Origin of the sequence: Marinilabilia sp. (assembly GCF_016278715.1) — a bacterium.
Classification (GTDB): domain Bacteria; phylum Bacteroidota; class Bacteroidia; order Bacteroidales; family Marinilabiliaceae; genus Marinilabilia.
This window is the reverse complement of the sequence record NZ_JADQBH010000128.1, coordinates 20,378-37,351: the sequence shown is the minus strand read 5'-3', so window position 1 is coordinate 37,351 and position 16,974 is coordinate 20,378. Positions and strand designations below refer to the sequence as shown.

16 protein-coding genes are annotated in these 16,974 nt (G+C 41.6%); 15 read left to right on the top strand and 1 reads right to left on the bottom strand.

All coding sequences use genetic code 11. The features are described from left to right. Positions 1-201: 201 nt before the first annotated feature. The 6 genes from QZZ43_RS07965 (at position 202) to QZZ43_RS07940 (ending at position 9,323) form a co-directional block, all read left to right on the top strand. On the top strand, positions 202-1,089 hold the full coding sequence (locus QZZ43_RS07965; RefSeq protein WP_291857732.1) for a class I SAM-dependent methyltransferase: 888 nt from the start codon (positions 202-204) through the stop codon (positions 1,087-1,089). Between the two features lie 548 nt (positions 1,090-1,637). Beyond that, entirely contained in the window at positions 1,638-2,342 is a 705-nt protein-coding gene (locus QZZ43_RS07960) for a DUF5020 family protein (RefSeq protein WP_291857730.1), read from the top strand. Between the two features lie 20 nt (positions 2,343-2,362). Next, a complete protein-coding gene (locus QZZ43_RS07955) occupies positions 2,363-3,655 on the top strand; it encodes an NCS2 family permease (protein WP_291857728.1) in 1,293 nt (430 codons plus the stop codon). A gap of 744 nt (positions 3,656-4,399) precedes the next feature. Beyond that, the gene (ileS, locus tag QZZ43_RS07950) at positions 4,400-7,840 is read left to right on the top strand and encodes an isoleucine--tRNA ligase (protein ID WP_291857726.1); all 3,441 of its coding nucleotides are present in this window, start codon (positions 4,400-4,402) and stop codon (positions 7,838-7,840) included. A gap of 65 nt (positions 7,841-7,905) precedes the next feature. After that, complete coding sequence (locus QZZ43_RS07945) at positions 7,906-8,283, top strand: TraR/DksA C4-type zinc finger protein (RefSeq protein WP_291857723.1); 378 nt, start codon at positions 7,906-7,908, stop codon at positions 8,281-8,283. Between the two features lie 425 nt (positions 8,284-8,708). Continuing rightward, positions 8,709-9,323 (top strand): lipoprotein signal peptidase, encoded by a 615-nt coding sequence (locus QZZ43_RS07940; protein ID WP_291857721.1) that lies wholly within the window; start codon positions 8,709-8,711, stop codon positions 9,321-9,323. Between the two features lie 553 nt (positions 9,324-9,876). On the opposite strand, the gene tnpA is transcribed toward QZZ43_RS07940, so the two are convergent. Continuing rightward, positions 9,877-10,308 carry an IS200/IS605 family transposase gene (tnpA, locus tag QZZ43_RS07935; RefSeq protein ID WP_291857719.1) on the bottom strand — a complete coding sequence of 144 codons (432 nt, stop codon included), beginning with the start codon at positions 10,306-10,308 and terminating at the stop codon, positions 9,877-9,879. A 90-nt stretch (positions 10,309-10,398) separates the two neighbouring features. Here tnpA and QZZ43_RS07930 point away from each other — a divergent pair, with 90 nt between their 5' ends. The 9 genes from QZZ43_RS07930 (at position 10,399) to QZZ43_RS07895 (ending at position 16,402) form a co-directional block, all read left to right on the top strand. After that, positions 10,399-10,560, top strand: coding sequence for a hypothetical protein (locus QZZ43_RS07930; RefSeq protein ID WP_291857717.1), 162 nt, complete (start codon positions 10,399-10,401; stop codon positions 10,558-10,560). 956 nt (positions 10,561-11,516) lie between these two features. After that, on the top strand, positions 11,517-13,922 hold the full coding sequence (locus QZZ43_RS07925; protein ID WP_291857715.1) for an SLBB domain-containing protein: 2,406 nt from the start codon (positions 11,517-11,519) through the stop codon (positions 13,920-13,922). A 261-nt stretch (positions 13,923-14,183) separates the two neighbouring features. After that, positions 14,184-14,462, top strand: coding sequence for a DUF4160 domain-containing protein (locus QZZ43_RS19595; protein WP_367221375.1), 279 nt, complete (start codon positions 14,184-14,186; stop codon positions 14,460-14,462). Beyond that, on the top strand, positions 14,443-14,676 hold the full coding sequence (locus QZZ43_RS07920) for a DUF2442 domain-containing protein (protein ID WP_291857713.1): 234 nt from the start codon (positions 14,443-14,445) through the stop codon (positions 14,674-14,676). Before QZZ43_RS19595 ends, QZZ43_RS07920 begins: the two co-directional genes overlap by 20 nt. A 174-nt stretch (positions 14,677-14,850) precedes the next feature. Then, positions 14,851-15,216, top strand: a complete 366-nt coding sequence (locus tag QZZ43_RS07915) for a nucleotidyltransferase domain-containing protein (RefSeq protein ID WP_291857711.1) — start codon at positions 14,851-14,853, stop codon at positions 15,214-15,216. Further along, positions 15,188-15,394: a HEPN domain-containing protein gene (locus QZZ43_RS07910; protein WP_291857709.1), complete on the top strand. Its 207-nt coding sequence runs from the start codon at positions 15,188-15,190 to the stop codon at positions 15,392-15,394. Before QZZ43_RS07915 ends, QZZ43_RS07910 begins: the two co-directional genes overlap by 29 nt. Positions 15,395-15,409: 15 nt before the next feature. Then, complete coding sequence (locus QZZ43_RS07905; protein ID WP_291857707.1) at positions 15,410-15,589, top strand: hypothetical protein; 180 nt, start codon at positions 15,410-15,412, stop codon at positions 15,587-15,589. 172 nt (positions 15,590-15,761) lie between these two features. Then, positions 15,762-16,196, top strand: a complete 435-nt coding sequence (locus QZZ43_RS07900) for a hypothetical protein (protein ID WP_291857705.1) — start codon at positions 15,762-15,764, stop codon at positions 16,194-16,196. 2 nt (positions 16,197-16,198) lie between these two features. Beyond that, positions 16,199-16,402 (top strand): hypothetical protein, encoded by a 204-nt coding sequence (locus tag QZZ43_RS07895; RefSeq protein WP_291857704.1) that lies wholly within the window; start codon positions 16,199-16,201, stop codon positions 16,400-16,402. Positions 16,403-16,974 lie beyond the last annotated feature (572 nt).

The window sequence follows — 16,974 nt, the reverse complement described above, 5'->3', positions numbered from 1 at the left end:
GTCAAAAAAGCCGTTCCAGTTTCTGGAGCGGCTTTTTTTTGTTGGGGGGGGAGGGGGGCTCCCACAGCTCCCACGGGAAGGAGGGAAGAGAATAGCTTCCCGGGTAATTTATGCCCCTCCCTGGGAAGTGCCGGGAGAGGCCTTATTCCAAAAAAACTTCTAACTTAGCACTCTTCATTAACTTAAGTGATTTTTGGTGAAATGCATGACTTCAACGAACGCAGTTACAATTCCCATAAGGAACACTATAAGGACAATCGTGATATACTAGGACGCCTGAAGCGAAAAAACAGCATTGATTACTGGCGCCATGAACGAATGTATCGCCTTTTGACCCCTTTGTTGGAAAGAAAAGGTGCTAAATGGCTGACTGTTGGAGACGGATTGGGTACAGATGCCAACTGGTTACAGGGTAATGGCCAGAGTGTTGTGGCTTCCGATATCTCAGAATACGGCTTGAAGGCGGCGGCGGAAGGCGGTTATATTCATGAATATAAACTGGTCAATGCCGAAGCAATTGGTTTCGCAGATAATACGTTTGATTATGTCTTTTGTAAAGAGGCATATCATCATTTCCCCAGACCTTATCTTGCTGTTTATGAAATGCTTCGGGTGGCATCATCAGCTGTAGTATTGATCGAACCCGTAGATATAGGCATTCAGTTTCCTTTGATGGTTTTTCTTAAAAACTTATTGGAGAAGGTTTCTCCTGGAATGGTTAATAAGGTTTGGACGAATCGTTATTCTTTCGAAAGCGTGGGAAACTACGTTTACAAAATTTCCGAGCGGGAAGTCGAAAAAATTGCAATGGGAATGGGACTCCCTATGGTCGCATTTAAAGGAATTAATGATTATTACACCACAAACCTGGATTTAAAGGTTTCGACAGATAACAGGCAAGTCTTCCGCAAGGTGAAATCTAAAATCAGATTTAAAAATTTCTTATGTCGGTTGGGCTTAATTCCTTATGAACTGGAAGCTTGTTTGATCTTTAAAAGTCAACCTTCAACTGAAGTGCTTACCAGGTTAAAGGTGGGAGGTTTTAAGATTCTTTCCCTTCCGGAAAACCCCTATTTAAGCGGGAAATGAAATCTCTTTGAGGAAATGTTAAGGATAGCTTTTAGGTTCTGGTTTTTTGAGTGATAGATTTTATAATGGGTATAGCACCCGGGTTCAGCCGGGTGCTTGAAAGCGGACAACACATTTGAGATAGCCGGCTCCAAGTCGGTTTTTTTATTTTTTGAATTTTTTTGTTTCCGTTTGAAACCCGGCTGGAATTTGGATGTTCTGGAGTTGTATTACCATCCACGCCCAAATATGGTTGCTAACCTCATGGATGCCTTTTATTGGCATATTTCTCCCGGAAATAAACATTTTTTTCGCTCAGCGATAGTTTATTTACATGAAAGTAGATTGTACAATAAATCAGTTTTCTCTCTTTGCTTTTATATTTTAAGTTTCCAACCTCCTGGTTCAATCTCACCCTTACGCTCTTTTTTTTTAAAAATACTCATAAAAACTTCTTTTCTCCTTGCAATTTGAGGCATTCTCTACTCAAATGGGGTTGACTTCTTTAAAAAAATTCTATTTTTGCGATTTAAAAATAAGACCTGTTTTAATTTTAAACCACTTCAAAAATGAAAAGATTTTTTACAGCTTTGGTAATTGGAATCATTTCCGTGTCTGCTTTTTCTCAAAACCTTCAGGTGCACTACGACATGGGTGAAGACCGTGGATATGCCACCACTACCCTTGAAATGTTTAAGCCAGATGATTGGGGTAGTACCTTTTTCTTTGTTGACTTCGATTATAATACTGAAGTCGGTGAAAGTGTTTCAATGGCTTACATGGAGATTGCCAGAGGCCTGAAATTCTGGGATAATCCTTTCGAAATTCATGTGGAGTATAATGGTGGATTTGGACAGTTTGCTCCGGGTCTTGCTTATCAAATTAACGATGCATGGCTTTTTGGGGGAAATTACACCTGGAACAGTCCTGATTTTAACCGGATTTTTACGCTTCAGGCTATGTATAAAGCTATTCGTGGTTATGACGATGCTTCTTTTCAGCTGACCGGAGTTTGGACCGTTAATTTTGCAGGAGGCAAGATGACTTTTGCAGGATTTGCTGATTTATGGAAAGAGGAGAAAGTTTTTCAGGAGTTTACCGGAGGAGGATTACCCGATATTATCGAAACAAATTATGTTTTCCTTACTGAACCTCAGCTTTGGTACAATGCCACCGACCATTTTTCTCTGGGTACCGAAATTGAAGTGGCCAACAATTTCACTGTTGAAGGATTTAAAGTATGCCCTACAGCTGCCGTTAAATGGAATTTCTAAGCTTATAAAAAACGAAAGTTATGTTTGAAAAGTTTTTTAATCTAAAGGCCAATAATACCAATGTTCGCACGGAGATTATCGCAGGTATTACCACTTTTATGACCATGGCTTATATTCTGGCGGTAAATCCGGATATTCTTTCTGTTACCGGCATGGATAAGAGTGCGGTTTTCTCGGCCACCACCCTTTCTGCTATTGTGGGAACCCTTGTGATGGCTCTTTGGGCTCGCCTGCCTTTTGGCCTGGCTCCCGGAATGGGATTAAATGCATTCTTTGCTTTTACGGTGGTTCTGGGAATGGGCTACAGCTGGCAGTTTGCACTCACCGCAGTTTTTCTTGAGGGTATTATTTTCTTAATCCTTACTGCATTCAATGTTCGGGAACTAATAGTCAATGCAATCCCCATGAATCTCAAGCATGCCATATCTGCAGGTATCGGGTTGTTTATTGCCTTTATCGGAATGCAGAACACAGGGCTGATTGTATCGAATGATGCCACGTTGGTTGCATTGGGAGATATGAGTTCCCACTCGGTTTGGATTACATTTTTTGGTTTAATTCTGATAGGCGTATTACTGGCTCTTAAAGTTCGCGGGGCCTTGCTTATTGGTATTTTTGCTGCAACAGTAGCAGGTATACCTTTTGGCGTCACTCATTTGCCGGAAGGTGCATGGCTGACTCTGCCTCCTTCAATTGAGCCCATTGCTTTCAAATTTGAGTTTTCAAGCATATTCACTATCGATATGATGATTGTACTGTTCACTTTCCTGTTTGTGGATATGTTTGATACCGTTGGTACCCTGATTGGGGTTTCGTCGAAAGCCAATATGATAAAAGAGGATGGTTCTTTGCCACGCGCCAAGCAGGCACTGTTTGCCGATGCTATTGGTACAACAGTCGGCGCCATGCTTGGAACTTCAACGGTCACCACCTATGTGGAAAGTGCATCGGGTGTTGCTGAAGGCGGACGTACAGGTCTGACTTCACTCACAACAGCAGGGATGTTTTTATTGGCCCTTTTCTTTGCGCCGATATTCCTGATGGTTCCGGGAGCTGCTACAGCACCAGCCCTAATTCTGGTAGGTTCTTTCATGCTTTCACCGGTTCTGAAAATCAATTTTGATGATTATACTGAATCTATCCCCGCATTTTTGACCATTGTAATGATGCCTTTGGCTTACAGTATTGCGGAGGGAATTGTTTTTGGTATGTTGTCGTTTGTGGCACTTAAACTATTGTCGGGCAAAACAAAAGAATTGTCATGGATTATGTATGTATTGACAGTTCTCTTCCTATTGAAGTTTTTCATGTAAAAAGAATACATCTTATAAAATATCTGAAAAGGCAGCTTTCGTTAAGTCGGGAGCTGCTTTTTTTGCCTGATTTCATTATTGGTGACAGGTTATCACTTAAGATATGAGATTACTTTCCCGATAAACTGGTACTGCTATCAATGGCAGATTTTTGGAACAAACAAAAAAAAACAAAATCTTAATTATTGCCCCATTCGTGAACCCATTTTCATTTGATTAGCATACCCGGGTTTTAATCCTGAGTTATTGAATGGTGTCGGTCTTCGTTTTAAGTTTGCCTCTTTGCGGGGACGGTCTAATTCAGCCATTGATGCATTATACTTCAAATAACTCATTGAAAACCGGGTAATAAGCGAATATTCCCTGAATCTGCTCCTCTCAACCTCAGTCTCAACCTGATAAGGCTAAGGTTAAGAAAATAATTATTATTTAGTATTCATTTCTTCCAATTTAAGTCTGATAAGAAAAACGGGCTGAAAGCCCAATTGAACACAGCCCGGGGCAACGTCCCGGGTAAAAAGTTCAGGTCATTATTTGCGCCCTGAAAGGGCAGGTAGCAGTTTGAAAACAGGACACGCAGGGTTGCTACGCAACGGGGTTTAACCACAGAGAGCACAGAGGGACACAGAGGCTGCTATGCAACAGGGTCCTCTCCATCATTATCGTCAATTTCTATTTGCTTTTGTTTCAGTCAAGCGATATATTTGTAAACTTTTTAAAACAGAGGTAAAAACTTACATATAAATGAGTAAAAAATTTCCTGAATACAAAGGGTTAAACCTCGCTGAGATCAATCAGGAGGTTTTAAAAGAATGGGAGGCCAATAGTACTTTTGATAAAAGCTTGTCCAGTAGGGAGGGGAGTCCGTCATTTGTGTTTTATGAAGGACCTCCGTCTGCTAACGGAATGCCCGGAATTCATCATGTGATGGCCCGTACCATTAAGGATATTTTTTGCCGTTTTAAGACACAGCAGGGGTATCAGGTTCATCGTAAAGCGGGATGGGATACGCATGGACTCCCCGTTGAATTGGGTGTGGAAAAAACACTCGGGATTACCAAAGAGGACATTGGAAAATCCATTTCTGTGGCAGAATACAATGAAGCCTGCCGCAAGGATGTGATGAAATATACCGATATGTGGGTGGATTTGACCCACAAAATGGGATACTGGGTGGATATGGATCACCCTTACATTACTTACGATAACCGGTACATCGAGACTTTGTGGTGGATGCTCAAAGAATTGCACAAGAAAGGATTGCTCTACAAAGGATACACCATTCAGCCATTCTCGCCTGCCGCCGGTACCGGCTTAAGCACCCATGAGCTCAACCAGCCTGGATGCTACCGTGATGTGAAGGATACCACCTGTACCGGTCAGTTCAAAGTCGTCAAAAACAGTGATTCCGATTTCCTTTTCAATGGGGCAGATGCCGAGGTTTTTTTCCTGGCATGGACGACTACACCATGGACATTCCCTTCCAATACAGCACTTGCGGTAGGTTCGTCCATTAAATATGTGCGGGTCCGCTCTTTTAACCCGTATACGGGTGAGCCGATGGTGGCGGTGGTTGCCAAAGACCTGGTCAGTTCATTTTTTAATCCCAAATATGCTGAGTTGCCGCTGGATGATTACACCGTCGGTGACAAGAAGATTCCTTTTCAGGTATTGGATGAGTTTGATGGAGAAAAACTAATCGGACTTCGTTACGAGCAACTAATTCCCTGGATGAAACCCGAGGGGGATGCATTCCGTGTAATATCAGGTGATTTTGTGACCACTGAAGATGGTACCGGAATTGTCCATATTGCACCTACTTTTGGTGCCGATGACAACCGGGTGGGGAAAGAAGCCGGTATTGCACCGTTATTGCTCACCGACAAAGACGGGAAGCAACAACCTATGGTGGATCGTACCGGGAAATTCTTCCTGATTAAAGATCTGGACCCGGCATTTGTAAAGTCGAATGTGGACATTGATATCTATAGCGAGTTCTCCGGGAGGTACGTAAAGAATAGTTATGATGAAAAACTGACCGATGATGATTCTTCTTTGGATGTGGACATCGCTGTCATGCTCAAAAAAGAGAACAAAGCCTTTAAGGTAGAGAAATACGAACACAGTTATCCGCATTGCTGGAGAACCGATAAACCGGTACTCTACTATCCGCTTGATAGCTGGTTTATTAAGACCACTGCCGCCAAGGAAAAAATGATTGAGCTCAATAATACTATCAACTGGAAACCTCAGTCCACCGGAACAGGCCGTTTCGGAAAGTGGCTTGAAAATCTGGTTGACTGGAATCTGAGCCGTTCACGATATTGGGGGACACCACTTCCTATCTGGCGGACAGAAGATGGGGGTGAAGAGAAATGCATTGGTTCTGTGGAGGAATTGGTCAATGAAATTGATCGCTCAGTGAAAGCCGGTTTTATGGATAAGAATCCATTTGGAAGTTTCCGGCCAGGTGATTTTAGCGATGTCAATTATAATAAGATAGATCTTCACAGACCTTATGTGGATGATGTGATTTTGGTTTCTGATAAAGGTAAGCGCATGTATCGTGAAACCGACCTGATTGATGTTTGGTTCGATTCAGGGGCCATGCCTTATGCGCAAATGCATTATCCGTTCGAGGGCCGAACCGTTGGCGAGGGGGGCCTTCCTTTCCCGGCCGACTTCATTGCCGAAGGCGTGGATCAGACCCGGGGATGGTTTTTTACCCTTCATGCACTGGGGACTATGCTATTTGACAGCGTGGCATTTAAAAATATTATTTCCAACGGACTGGTACTCGATAAAAACGGAAACAAGATGTCCAAGCGTCTTGGAAATGCCGTTGATCCTTTCAAAACCATCGAAGAGCATGGTTCCGATCCGTTGCGGTGGTATATGATTACCAATGCACAGCCCTGGGACAACCTGAAGTTTGATATCTCTGGAGTGGATGAAGTGAAAAGAAAATTCTTCGGAACACTTTACAATACCTATTCTTTCTTTTCTCTCTATGCCAATATTGATGGCTTTACCGGGAGTGAGAAAGAGGTGCCTGTTGAGGAGCGCTCAGAAATAGACCGATGGATTATTTCATTGCTGAACACCCTTACCAAAGAGGTCACCGATGCCCTTGAGAATTATGAGCCCACCCGTGCTGGTCGTGCCATTCAGGATTTTGTTACCGAGAATCTAAGTAACTGGTATGTCCGACTCAATCGTAAACGTTTTTGGGGTGGGGCATTCGACAGAGATAAACTGGCGGCTTATCAGACACTTTATCAGGCATTGGAAACTGTTTCCTTGCTCGCTGCGCCCATCGCCCCATTTTATGCTGACCGGCTGTTTTCAGATTTGAATCAGCTTTCGGGGCGTCATTCTGAAGAATCCGTTCATTTGGCCAAATTTCCTGAATTTGAGGAGGGATTAATTGATAAAGCGCTGGAGGAAAGGATGGAGTATGCTCAGCAGATTTCATCAATGGTGCTGGCCCTCCGGCGCAAAGTGAACATCAAGGTTCGCCAGCCGTTACAGAAGATAATGTTGCCCGTTTACGATGCTCATTTTGAAGAGCAGATTGAAGCGGTAAAAGATTTGATTCTGACTGAGGTAAATATCAAAGAAATTGAGTACCTTAAAGATGCCACAGGAGTGTTGGTGAAGAAGATTAAACCTAACTTCAAAACTCTTGGACCCCGCTATGGCAAGATGATGAAGGCCATAAGCAAGGCGTTTGCGGAAATGTCGCAGGAAGATATTGCCCGGTTTGAAATGGAAAATGGCTTTAACCTGGAGATTGAAGGTCAGGCGGTTGATCTGAACAATGAAGATGCTGAGGTCATCAGCGAAGATATTCCCGGAATGTTGGTAGCCAACGAAGGGCGTATTACAGTGGCGCTGGATATAACCCTTACACCCGAACTGAAAGCCGAAGGGGTAGCCAGGGAATTGATTAACCGAATTCAGAATCTCAGAAAAGACAGCGGCTTTGAAGTCACCGACAAGATTATTGTCAGCATTCAGAAAAATGAGGTGACAAATAAGGCCATTGAGAAACATAAAAAATATATTGCCGCCCAAACATTGGCGAAAGAAATTAATTTAGTAGAATCATGTAACAGTAATGACGCACTTTCCGTAGATTTGGAGGATGATGTGACTATATTACTGGAAATTGAAAAAGTTTGACTTGATTAAACCTTGTTTTTACTCAGGTTGGTTCACTCATTTTTACACCAATAAATTTTGTCATTATGGCAGAAAAGACCCGATATTCAGACGAAGAGCTGAAAGAATTTAAAGACATAATTCTTGGCAAGCTCGAAAAAGCAAAACGCGATTACGAATTGCTTAGAAATACCATAACCCTTGAAGATGGGAATGACACTCAGGATACCTCACCTACTTTTAAGGTGCTGGAAGAGGGAGCTGCTGTACTTTCAAAAGAGGAAGCTGGTAAACTGGCTCAGCGTCAGCAGAAATTTATTCAGCATTTGCAGGCTGCTCTGGTTCGTATCGAAAACAAAACCTACGGCATTTGTCGGGAAACCGGCAAATTGATCGCCAAAGAACGTCTGAGAGCTGTTCCTCATGCCACTTTGAGTATCGAAGCCAAAAAAGCACAGAAATAAAGAAGTGCGTTTTGTTTTCTGAAGCATAAAAGGGAAGTTGTAATGCTTTTGTGGTATTACTGAATTAATGCGCCTCATAATTCGATTTTGCCTTACTAAAGTGATAAAACGTTCAAAATCTGTTTTTTTTTATGATTTTAATAGTTTTTGGAGTAAGTCAGTGACGGGTAATTCCAATACTGACTTATTTACTTTTATCAGAAATTCTTCGCTGATCCCGATTTTAATCGGAGAGGAGGAACGCCGAAGAATCTTTTCATGAATAACGGGGTTGTTTTGAAGCAACATTATTTTATCTAATACAGATTGCAAACGATTAAAAATGTACAGCTTACGCGTTTTTTTTGTTAGTTTCTTGGGTATGTCAGTAGTCTGGAATCCCCATTGCTGACTAAAAACTAACCACTATTTTTAACACCTGACAAATGGGAAAATTAAAGACACCTGTAATCATTATCCTGGCTATTTTGCTAATCGATCAGGCCCTTAAATTCTGGGTCAAAACCAATATGATGCTGGGAGATGAGTTCTCGGTATTTGGCGATTGGTTTTATATCCATTTTGTAGAAAACAATGGCATGGCCTTTGGCATGGAGCTGGGAGGCGATTTTGGAAAAATTTTTCTAAGCGTTTTCCGCATTGTGGCGGTTGTGGGTATTGGCTGGTATCTGTACAAACTCACCCTGAAAAAGGCCCCCCTGGGGCTGATTGTAAGTGTTAGCATGGTGCTTGCCGGAGCTTTGGGGAATATTATTGACAGTGCTTTTTATGGGATGATTTTTAATCATAGTTACTCTCAGATAGCCGCCATGTTCCCTGAAGGGGGTGGATATGCCGCTTTTCTTCACGGAAGAGTTGTCGATATGTTCTATTTTCCTATCTTTTCCGGAACCTATCCTGAATGGTTTCCATGGGTTGGAGGACAGGATTATATTTTCTTTAGACCGGTATTTAATATTGCGGATTCATCCATCACTCTGGGTATAATTGCCATCCTTGTCTTTCAAAAGAAATTTTTTGAACACGAGAAGGAGCAGTGACCAATTAACAGGCTGCAGGCCTGTCTTGATTAATTTAAAAATGAATTTCAAGAATATCACCTCCGGTTTTCGAGGTCACATCTCAGCAAATGGGGAGCATTGAAAATGGTGTATGAGAATAGCACCCGGGTTTATCCGGGTGATTAAGAATGTACGATATATGGGACAGAGCCGGCTTCGAGCCGGCTTTTTTGTTTATTGAGGATTAATGTTTCAGTTTGGAAGCCGGCTTGAAGCCGGCTGAAGGGGGTGTTCCCTTGCTTGTTCAATCACCCGCCTGAAGACGGGTGCTAATCTCATGGGAAACCCTTTCATTGGAAAACTATTGATTGAATAATTGAATTTGGAAACCTTGTGCAATCACCCGCCTGAAGACGGGTGCTAAACTGATGGGAAACCCTTTCATTGGAAAATCTATTGATTGAATATTTGATTTGGAAACCTTGCACAATCACCCGCCTGAAGACGGGTGCTAAACTCATGGGATGTCTTTTGGCTTAAAAGCTTTGGTTGCAATTTTTAGGTGTGGTACTTAAATGAATTCCTGTTCTTTCTAATCATCAAATAAGCCATATTCTTTTTTCCATTGGTCATATTCATTTGCAAATCTCAGGCGTTTGTGGTGGTTGCCTTGATTTGCAATGTAATCTTTTACTATTTCTATCTGGGATGCACTAACGGAAAAGGCACCGTAACCTCTTTGCCAAGAAAATGTAGATTTGAAAATTTCATTATTTAACCAAAAAGATGAACCACCTTTTATTTTGGACATAAAATCTTTTAAGGCCAGATTTGTTGGAAGGTTGATTAATCCGTGAATATGTTCGGGTTGGATATTTAGTTTTTCAAATGGGCAATTTAATTCTTTTCCTTTGTTGGTCAAATGGTTGAATAATGGTATTCCATTTTCACCGAATAAAACACGTTCGCGGTTTTTTGTAGCCCAAATAATATGGATCCAGATGCATGAGTAAGTGTGTCGCATGGCGTTAAGGTGTTGGTTGTGAGGTTTAAAGTTATGGAAATTTAATGAATGAAGGCCCTGTTGTTCAATTTTTTTATAAGAGGGTTTATATTGAGTAATGACCTCCTGTTTTCGAGGTCACATCTCAGCAATTGGGGAGCATTGAAAATGGTTTATGAGAATAGCACCCGGGTTCAGCCGGGTGATAAAATAATGTATGATATATGGGACAGAGCCGGCTTCGAGCCGGCTTTCCTGTTTATTGAGGATTAATGTTTCAGTTGGAAGCCGGCTTGAAGCCGGCTGAAGAGGGTGTTCCCTGTTTTGCGCAATCACCCGCCTGAAGACGGGTGCTAAACTGATGGGAAACCCTTTCATTGGAAAATCTATTGATTGAATCATTGAATTTGGAAACCATGCGCAATCACCCGCCTAAAGACGGGTGCTAAACTCATGGGATGTATTTTTTTTAGGGGCTTGTAGGTGTTGTGTTTATGGAATTACTATAACGTCTTTTTGATTGATAGATATTATAATGAGAATAGCACCCGGGTTTATCCGGGTGATTAAAAATGTAGAATATATGAGAAAGAGCCGGCTTCGAGCCGGCTTTCCTGTTTATCGAGGATTAATGTACCAATTTGGAAGCCGGCTTGAAGCCGGCTGAAGAGGGTGTTTCCTGGCTTGCACAACCACCTGCCTAAAGACGGGTGCTAATCTGATGGGGTTCTTTCATTGGAAAATCTATCAATTGGTTATTGCACTTTTCGTCATGAAGAAAAACCCGCAATACAAATCTCACTAAACCTTTATCTCAGCCTCAATTTCACCACCTCCTCAGCCTTTCTCCTCCTTAATGATCTCCTTTTCAATATCCTGCAAAACAAGTAGGAAACTTTTTACATTTCGGAGCGGTTACCCCGTTTAAAATTAATAAATTTGCAAACCCTTAATTTGATTACTTCATGACAGGATTATGAGGCGAAGTGATTTTGCTTAAGGAATAATTTTTTGTCACAGAAATCGTTTAATTCGTAAATTGATCATTTGTGTGAGCATAAAAACAGGTTGCAGGAATTTCTGTTGGATAGGATGGTGAGTTTAACCTGTTAATTGCTATTGTGATAATGATAGGTTCGCCCCATGGTGAAAAGTGACTCATGTGAGTCAGGAGACGGCAGTGTATCTAATTCACAACTTCATTTTGAGTAAATTCTTATCTTTTTATTATGCGTAAACTTATTTTTTTCCTTCTGTTGGGATTGCTTTTGGGAGTGAATCACATTGGCTCTGCACAGCAGGATATTAACCCAAGGGAAATAAAAGTATCTCAACTTTCCGACAATCAGATCCGCCAGATTTATGATGAAATGATGAACCGCGGATTGTCTGAGCAACAGGCAATATCATTGGCCATGGCACGTGGTTTTACCCGTCAGCAAATCAATGAACTCAAAAGACGGTTTGAACAGCTGGGGGATGTTTCACAGACTCAAAATGGAGCAGGAGATAATGGCATTGATTCATCAACTTTGCAAGAAGTATCAGAAAAGAAGGAGATTGCCAAAACCCCGGAGAGAAAGAAACTTTATGGGTTTGATTTTTTTAATTCTGAGTTTCTGACTTTTGAACCAAGCGTGAATCTTCCAGCATCTAAATCATATATTATCGGGCCCGGGGATGAATTTTCCATAGATATATGGGGCACCTCTCAGCAAAACTATCAGCTTACTGTCGATAATGGGGGTAATCTGAATATTCCCAATGTAGGGCCGGTTTCGGTGGGTTCACTGACCCTGGAGGAAGCTGAAAAGAAGATTTTCAATAAACTCACACTCATTTATCGTGACCTGGCAGAAGAGCAACCACAGACTTTTGCCCACATCTACCTGGCACAAATCCGGCCAATCAAGGTTCATGTAATTGGAGAGGCTTTTGCACCAGGAAGTTATACTCTTCCCGGTTCTGCCACTGCCTTTAATGCCTTGTACCTGGCCGGTGGCCCCAACATGAATGGAAGTTTCCGTGAAATAAAAATCATTCGCGGAGGAAAACATTTAAAAACTCTGGATGTATACGAATATCTGATAAACGGGAAGAGTGATGATAACATCTCTCTGCGGGATGATGATGTCATCATGGTGCCCTCATATCGTTACAGGGTGCGTATGAGTGGAGAATTCAAACGTACAGGTATCTTCGAAGGGAAAAAGGGCGAGACCATTGCAGATATGGTGGATTATGCAGGAGGGTTTACAGATAGAGCTTATCAGGAAAGGCTGGAGGTTTTTAGAACCAACTCACGGCAAAGCTTTTTTGAAGGTGTCATCCGGGAAGATTTTAATGATGTTTTGATTCAAAACGGCGACAGCATTATAGCAGGAGAAATTCTGAATAGGGTCGGTAATCGTGTGATTATTGAAGGCGCGGTGATGCGTCCGGGAAACTACGAACTGACAGATGGCTTGTCGTTGGCCGTATTGCTTGAAAAGGCTGAAGGACTGCGGGAGGATGCTTTTATGGAAAGAGGTCAGATTCTTCGGTTGGATGACAACTTTGAGTTGGAGAATATTCCTTTTTCGGTAAAGAAGGTAATTGGTGGCGATTTTAATGTTGATTTGAAACGCGAGGATATTGTTACCATCTACTCCAGGGACAGCCTTCGTCAGGAGAGAAACCTTTCAGTTAAGGGAGAGGTTCAGTACCCCGGAACTTTCGATTACCGGGACGGTACTACTCTTTCTGATTTGGTGACAATGGCTGGAGGTCTTACCGAGTCTGCTTCCAGTTCCTATATCGAAGTGGCCAGACGCCTCAGTCATGATGAGAAGAGTGAATACAGTAAAAGAACCGGGCACCTGTTTCAGTTCTCCATTTCGCGAAATCTGGAATTGGACGAAGAGGATGGCCGTTTTGAGCTGAAACCTTACGATCAGGTGTTTGTAAGACGCGCTCCCGGTTTTGTGAATTCTGGAACAGTGCGGGTAAACGGTGAAGTGCTTTATGCAGGGGAATACAATCTTTCCAATCGCGAAGAACGTCTGTCAACTGTTATAGAACGTACCGGTGGCCTCACGCCCGATGCTTACCCCAAAGGTGCCATGCTCACCCGAAAGGTGGATATGGATGCCAAAATGAAACGATTGCGGGAGGAGCTGATGGAGCGCGACAGCACCCTTCAGTTCGACAATTTGGGATTTGAAGTACTGGCCATCGACCTGAATGAAGCCATTGAAAATCCCGGATCGCGCGACGATGTATTCCTTAAGGCCGGGGATGAATTGTTTATCCCAAGAGAATTGCAAACCATAAAAATCAGTGGAGAAGTGCTGAACCCGGTGAGTGCTCCGTTCGTGGAGGGTAAGTCTCTCCGTCATTATGTGGACCAGGGTGGAGGATTTTCCGATATGGCAAAAAAGGGAAAGGCTTATGTGGTTTATCCAAATGGTAAAGCCGCCGCCACCAGCAGTTTTCTTATTTTTAGAAACTATCCCAAAGTAATGGCCGGAAGTGAAATAATTATTCCCTCCAAACCGCCACGAAATCCGTTACCCGCTACAGCCTGGATAAGCATTGGCAGCAGTGTGGCCTCGCTGGCACTTACGGTAGTAACAATTAGTAATACGCTTAAATGATATAGCTGTTAGCACTTAGCTCATTATTGCTCATAGCTGTTAGGCAATTAGGCAGTAGGGATTAGAGGGAATATAATAGAAACCCGAAACACAGAACACTCAAAACTCAGCCCCCGTGCGCACTACCCCCTGACCCCCTGAAGGGGGAACGGCCCGCGCGCAAAGGACACAACTTGTAATCTCAAAAAATAAACCGTTTTCAGGCTTGAAGTACCCCCCGACCTTGGCAGGTAAGACAAAAGAGTAAGTCGGGGCTAGGGGATGAAATCCCCCTTTAAGAAAATGTTAAGATTATTAGAATCTAAAATGTCGACAATATTTCGACAAAACGGTTATCGGTTTTTCTTCTATTCAAATGATTATACTCCACCTCATATTCATGTTGAAAAAGGAAGAGGTACTGCAAAGTATTTATTGAATGACGCAACCTTGGTTGGGTCCCGACGGTTTAATTCTAATGAACTTGGAGAAATGAGAAAGATAATTTTGGAAAATCTTTATATGTTTAAAGATAAATGGGATGAGTATTTTAAAGATTAAAAAATCTGCCAATGCAGTTAATCTGTGGTTTGATGACAAAAAACTGCATCTGGCGTTGGAAGATGGACGCGAGGTGAGTGTCCCATTGGAATGGTTCCCATTACTGAGAGATGCTTCTTCCAAGCAATTAGAGAACTGGCGCTTTATTGGAGATGGAGAAGGAATTCATTGGGAGGATCTTGATGAGGATTTGTTGGTTGAAGGGCTTTTGTGAATGTAACATATAAGACGCATAAAGGTGAGTAGGCAAGTAGGCAAGTAGGGACTGGATGTGATAAGAGTTGGCAACACAGCCCCCCACCCACACCCCTAACCCCCTAAAGGGGGAACCACCGGCCCACAAACCCGAAACGCAGAACACACCCAAAACCCAAAACTCGCAACCTCCATGGTAAACAATAAAAAAATAGACGACATTATTCAATCCATCATCCGTGAGTTTAAAACTGTTGGAGTGGATAAGGTCATTCTTTTCGGGTCTTGGGCCCGGGGAAATGCTTCTGAAAACAGTGATATTGATTTAATGGTTATTACACCTCAGAATGATATCCCTTCAGGCTTTCGTGAAAAAATGAATTTATACCTTAGGTATAATCAGCATATTAAAGCTTTTAAAGCTGAAGTTCCTATTGATTTGATCGTATATACCCGCGCAGGCTTTAAAAAACTTCTTGAAATGGATAGTCTGTTTGTCAGAGATATTCTTAAAACCGGAAAAGTTCTGTATGAAGCAAATAACCAGGGAGTGGCTTAAAGCTGCCGACGATGATATCGCTGCAATGGAACGGATGTTGGGTGATTCCAGAATCACCAATGTTGTTGCCTTTCACGCCCAGCAATGTATCGAAAAGTCGTTTAAGGCTGTTATTGAAGAGTTTGAAATTGGACTAATAAAAACCAACAATATTGAGAGTCTGTACAGTAAGATTTAGGATAGGCTTGAAGATGTGGACGAACAGATTATAGCAGAATTGGATACTCTTTATATAGAAGCAAGATACCCCGGGGAAATGGGGCTTATGCCTGAAGGTAAACCACCTTTGGAAGATGCTAAAAAATATTTTGAGGAAGCTGTGAAAATAAGAAATGGAATTGAGATTTTACTTAACCGGAAAATAGATTTGTAAGTAACTTAAAAGACAAACTGGAGCAAAAACTTGAGACCCCGGTTGATTTGGTTAGATTTCGTGATTCTATGAACCACTTGTCGAAGGAAAGAATTGAAAAAGAAGACTTAAATATTTGAAAGTGAAATGGTTTGTAATGTGAATAGTCAGAACCTTTAACCCGAAAAATTAAATGCTCATTTATTTGGACAATTGCTCATTTAACCGGCCATTTGATAATCAAAAGCAGGGACAGATATATTTGGAAACGGTTTGTAAATTAAAAATTCAGGATGCTATCGCTAAGAAATTATTTGAGCTAACCTGGTCATATATTCTTGATTATGAAAATTCCGCTAACCCATTTGCTGAAAAGAGAGATGCAATTTCAGGCTGGAAAAAATATGCGAGTGTTGATATCGGAGAAACAGAACAGATTTTACTCAATGCTAATAAATTATCTGAATTAAATATTAAGCCCAAAGACGGATTGCATATTGCATCTGCCATTGAGATGAATTGTGACTTTTTTATAACTACAGATAGAGCATTGATAAAGAAATGCTGTGAATTGAGGCAACTAGTAGTTTTAAATCCAATAGACTTTGTAGATAAAATAAACTTTTAGCTATGCGAACGGAAAATGAAATTAGAAAAGAAGGATTGAAAGCTTTAATACATAGCTTGGGAGATGTGGATGCTGAAAAATTTATAAGTTTGATAATCAAAGAACCTTTTGATTATACGCGTTGGCAAAAGAATTTGTGGAAGGACGATAGTGTTGAAGAAATAAGTGAGAAAGCCATGGAGTATAGAAATAAACGAACTTCTTAATCCGGATATTACTCTAAACCCGAAACCCAGAACTCAGCACCCTTTTGCACTACCCCCATATGAAGTAGTAACTTCACATGGTAAACCTGACCCCCCTGTAGAATTACTATTCACAGGGTAAACCTTAAGGGTAAACGCTAACACGTAACACAAAACTCAGAACTCACGCCACAACTCTGAACCACCTACCCGCTACCCCCTAACCCCCTGAAGGGGGAACCGGCAACGCGCAAAACGCTCAACTTGTAAATCTAAAATTTGAAACCGTTTTCAAGCTTTAACAGTTGAGAGGCTCAGATTTAAGCTAAGGCTAAGAGAAAAAAGGATGAGGCTAAGGCGTAGAGAAATTTGGCTAAGATTAAGGTTGAGGTTAAGACGATCATAGTTACAGGAGAACTCTCTTTTTTACTCAAGTAATATGTGATTGCAAAGCATCACAAAAGATAATCAATATATGAAGTTTCGCTTAACCTAATTCTCAACCTCATTCTCTGAAGTCTAAGGTTAAGACTAAGGCTAAGAGATTCTTTGCTATCGAGGATTTTCTTTTTTCTCAGGAAAATTGTGATTTC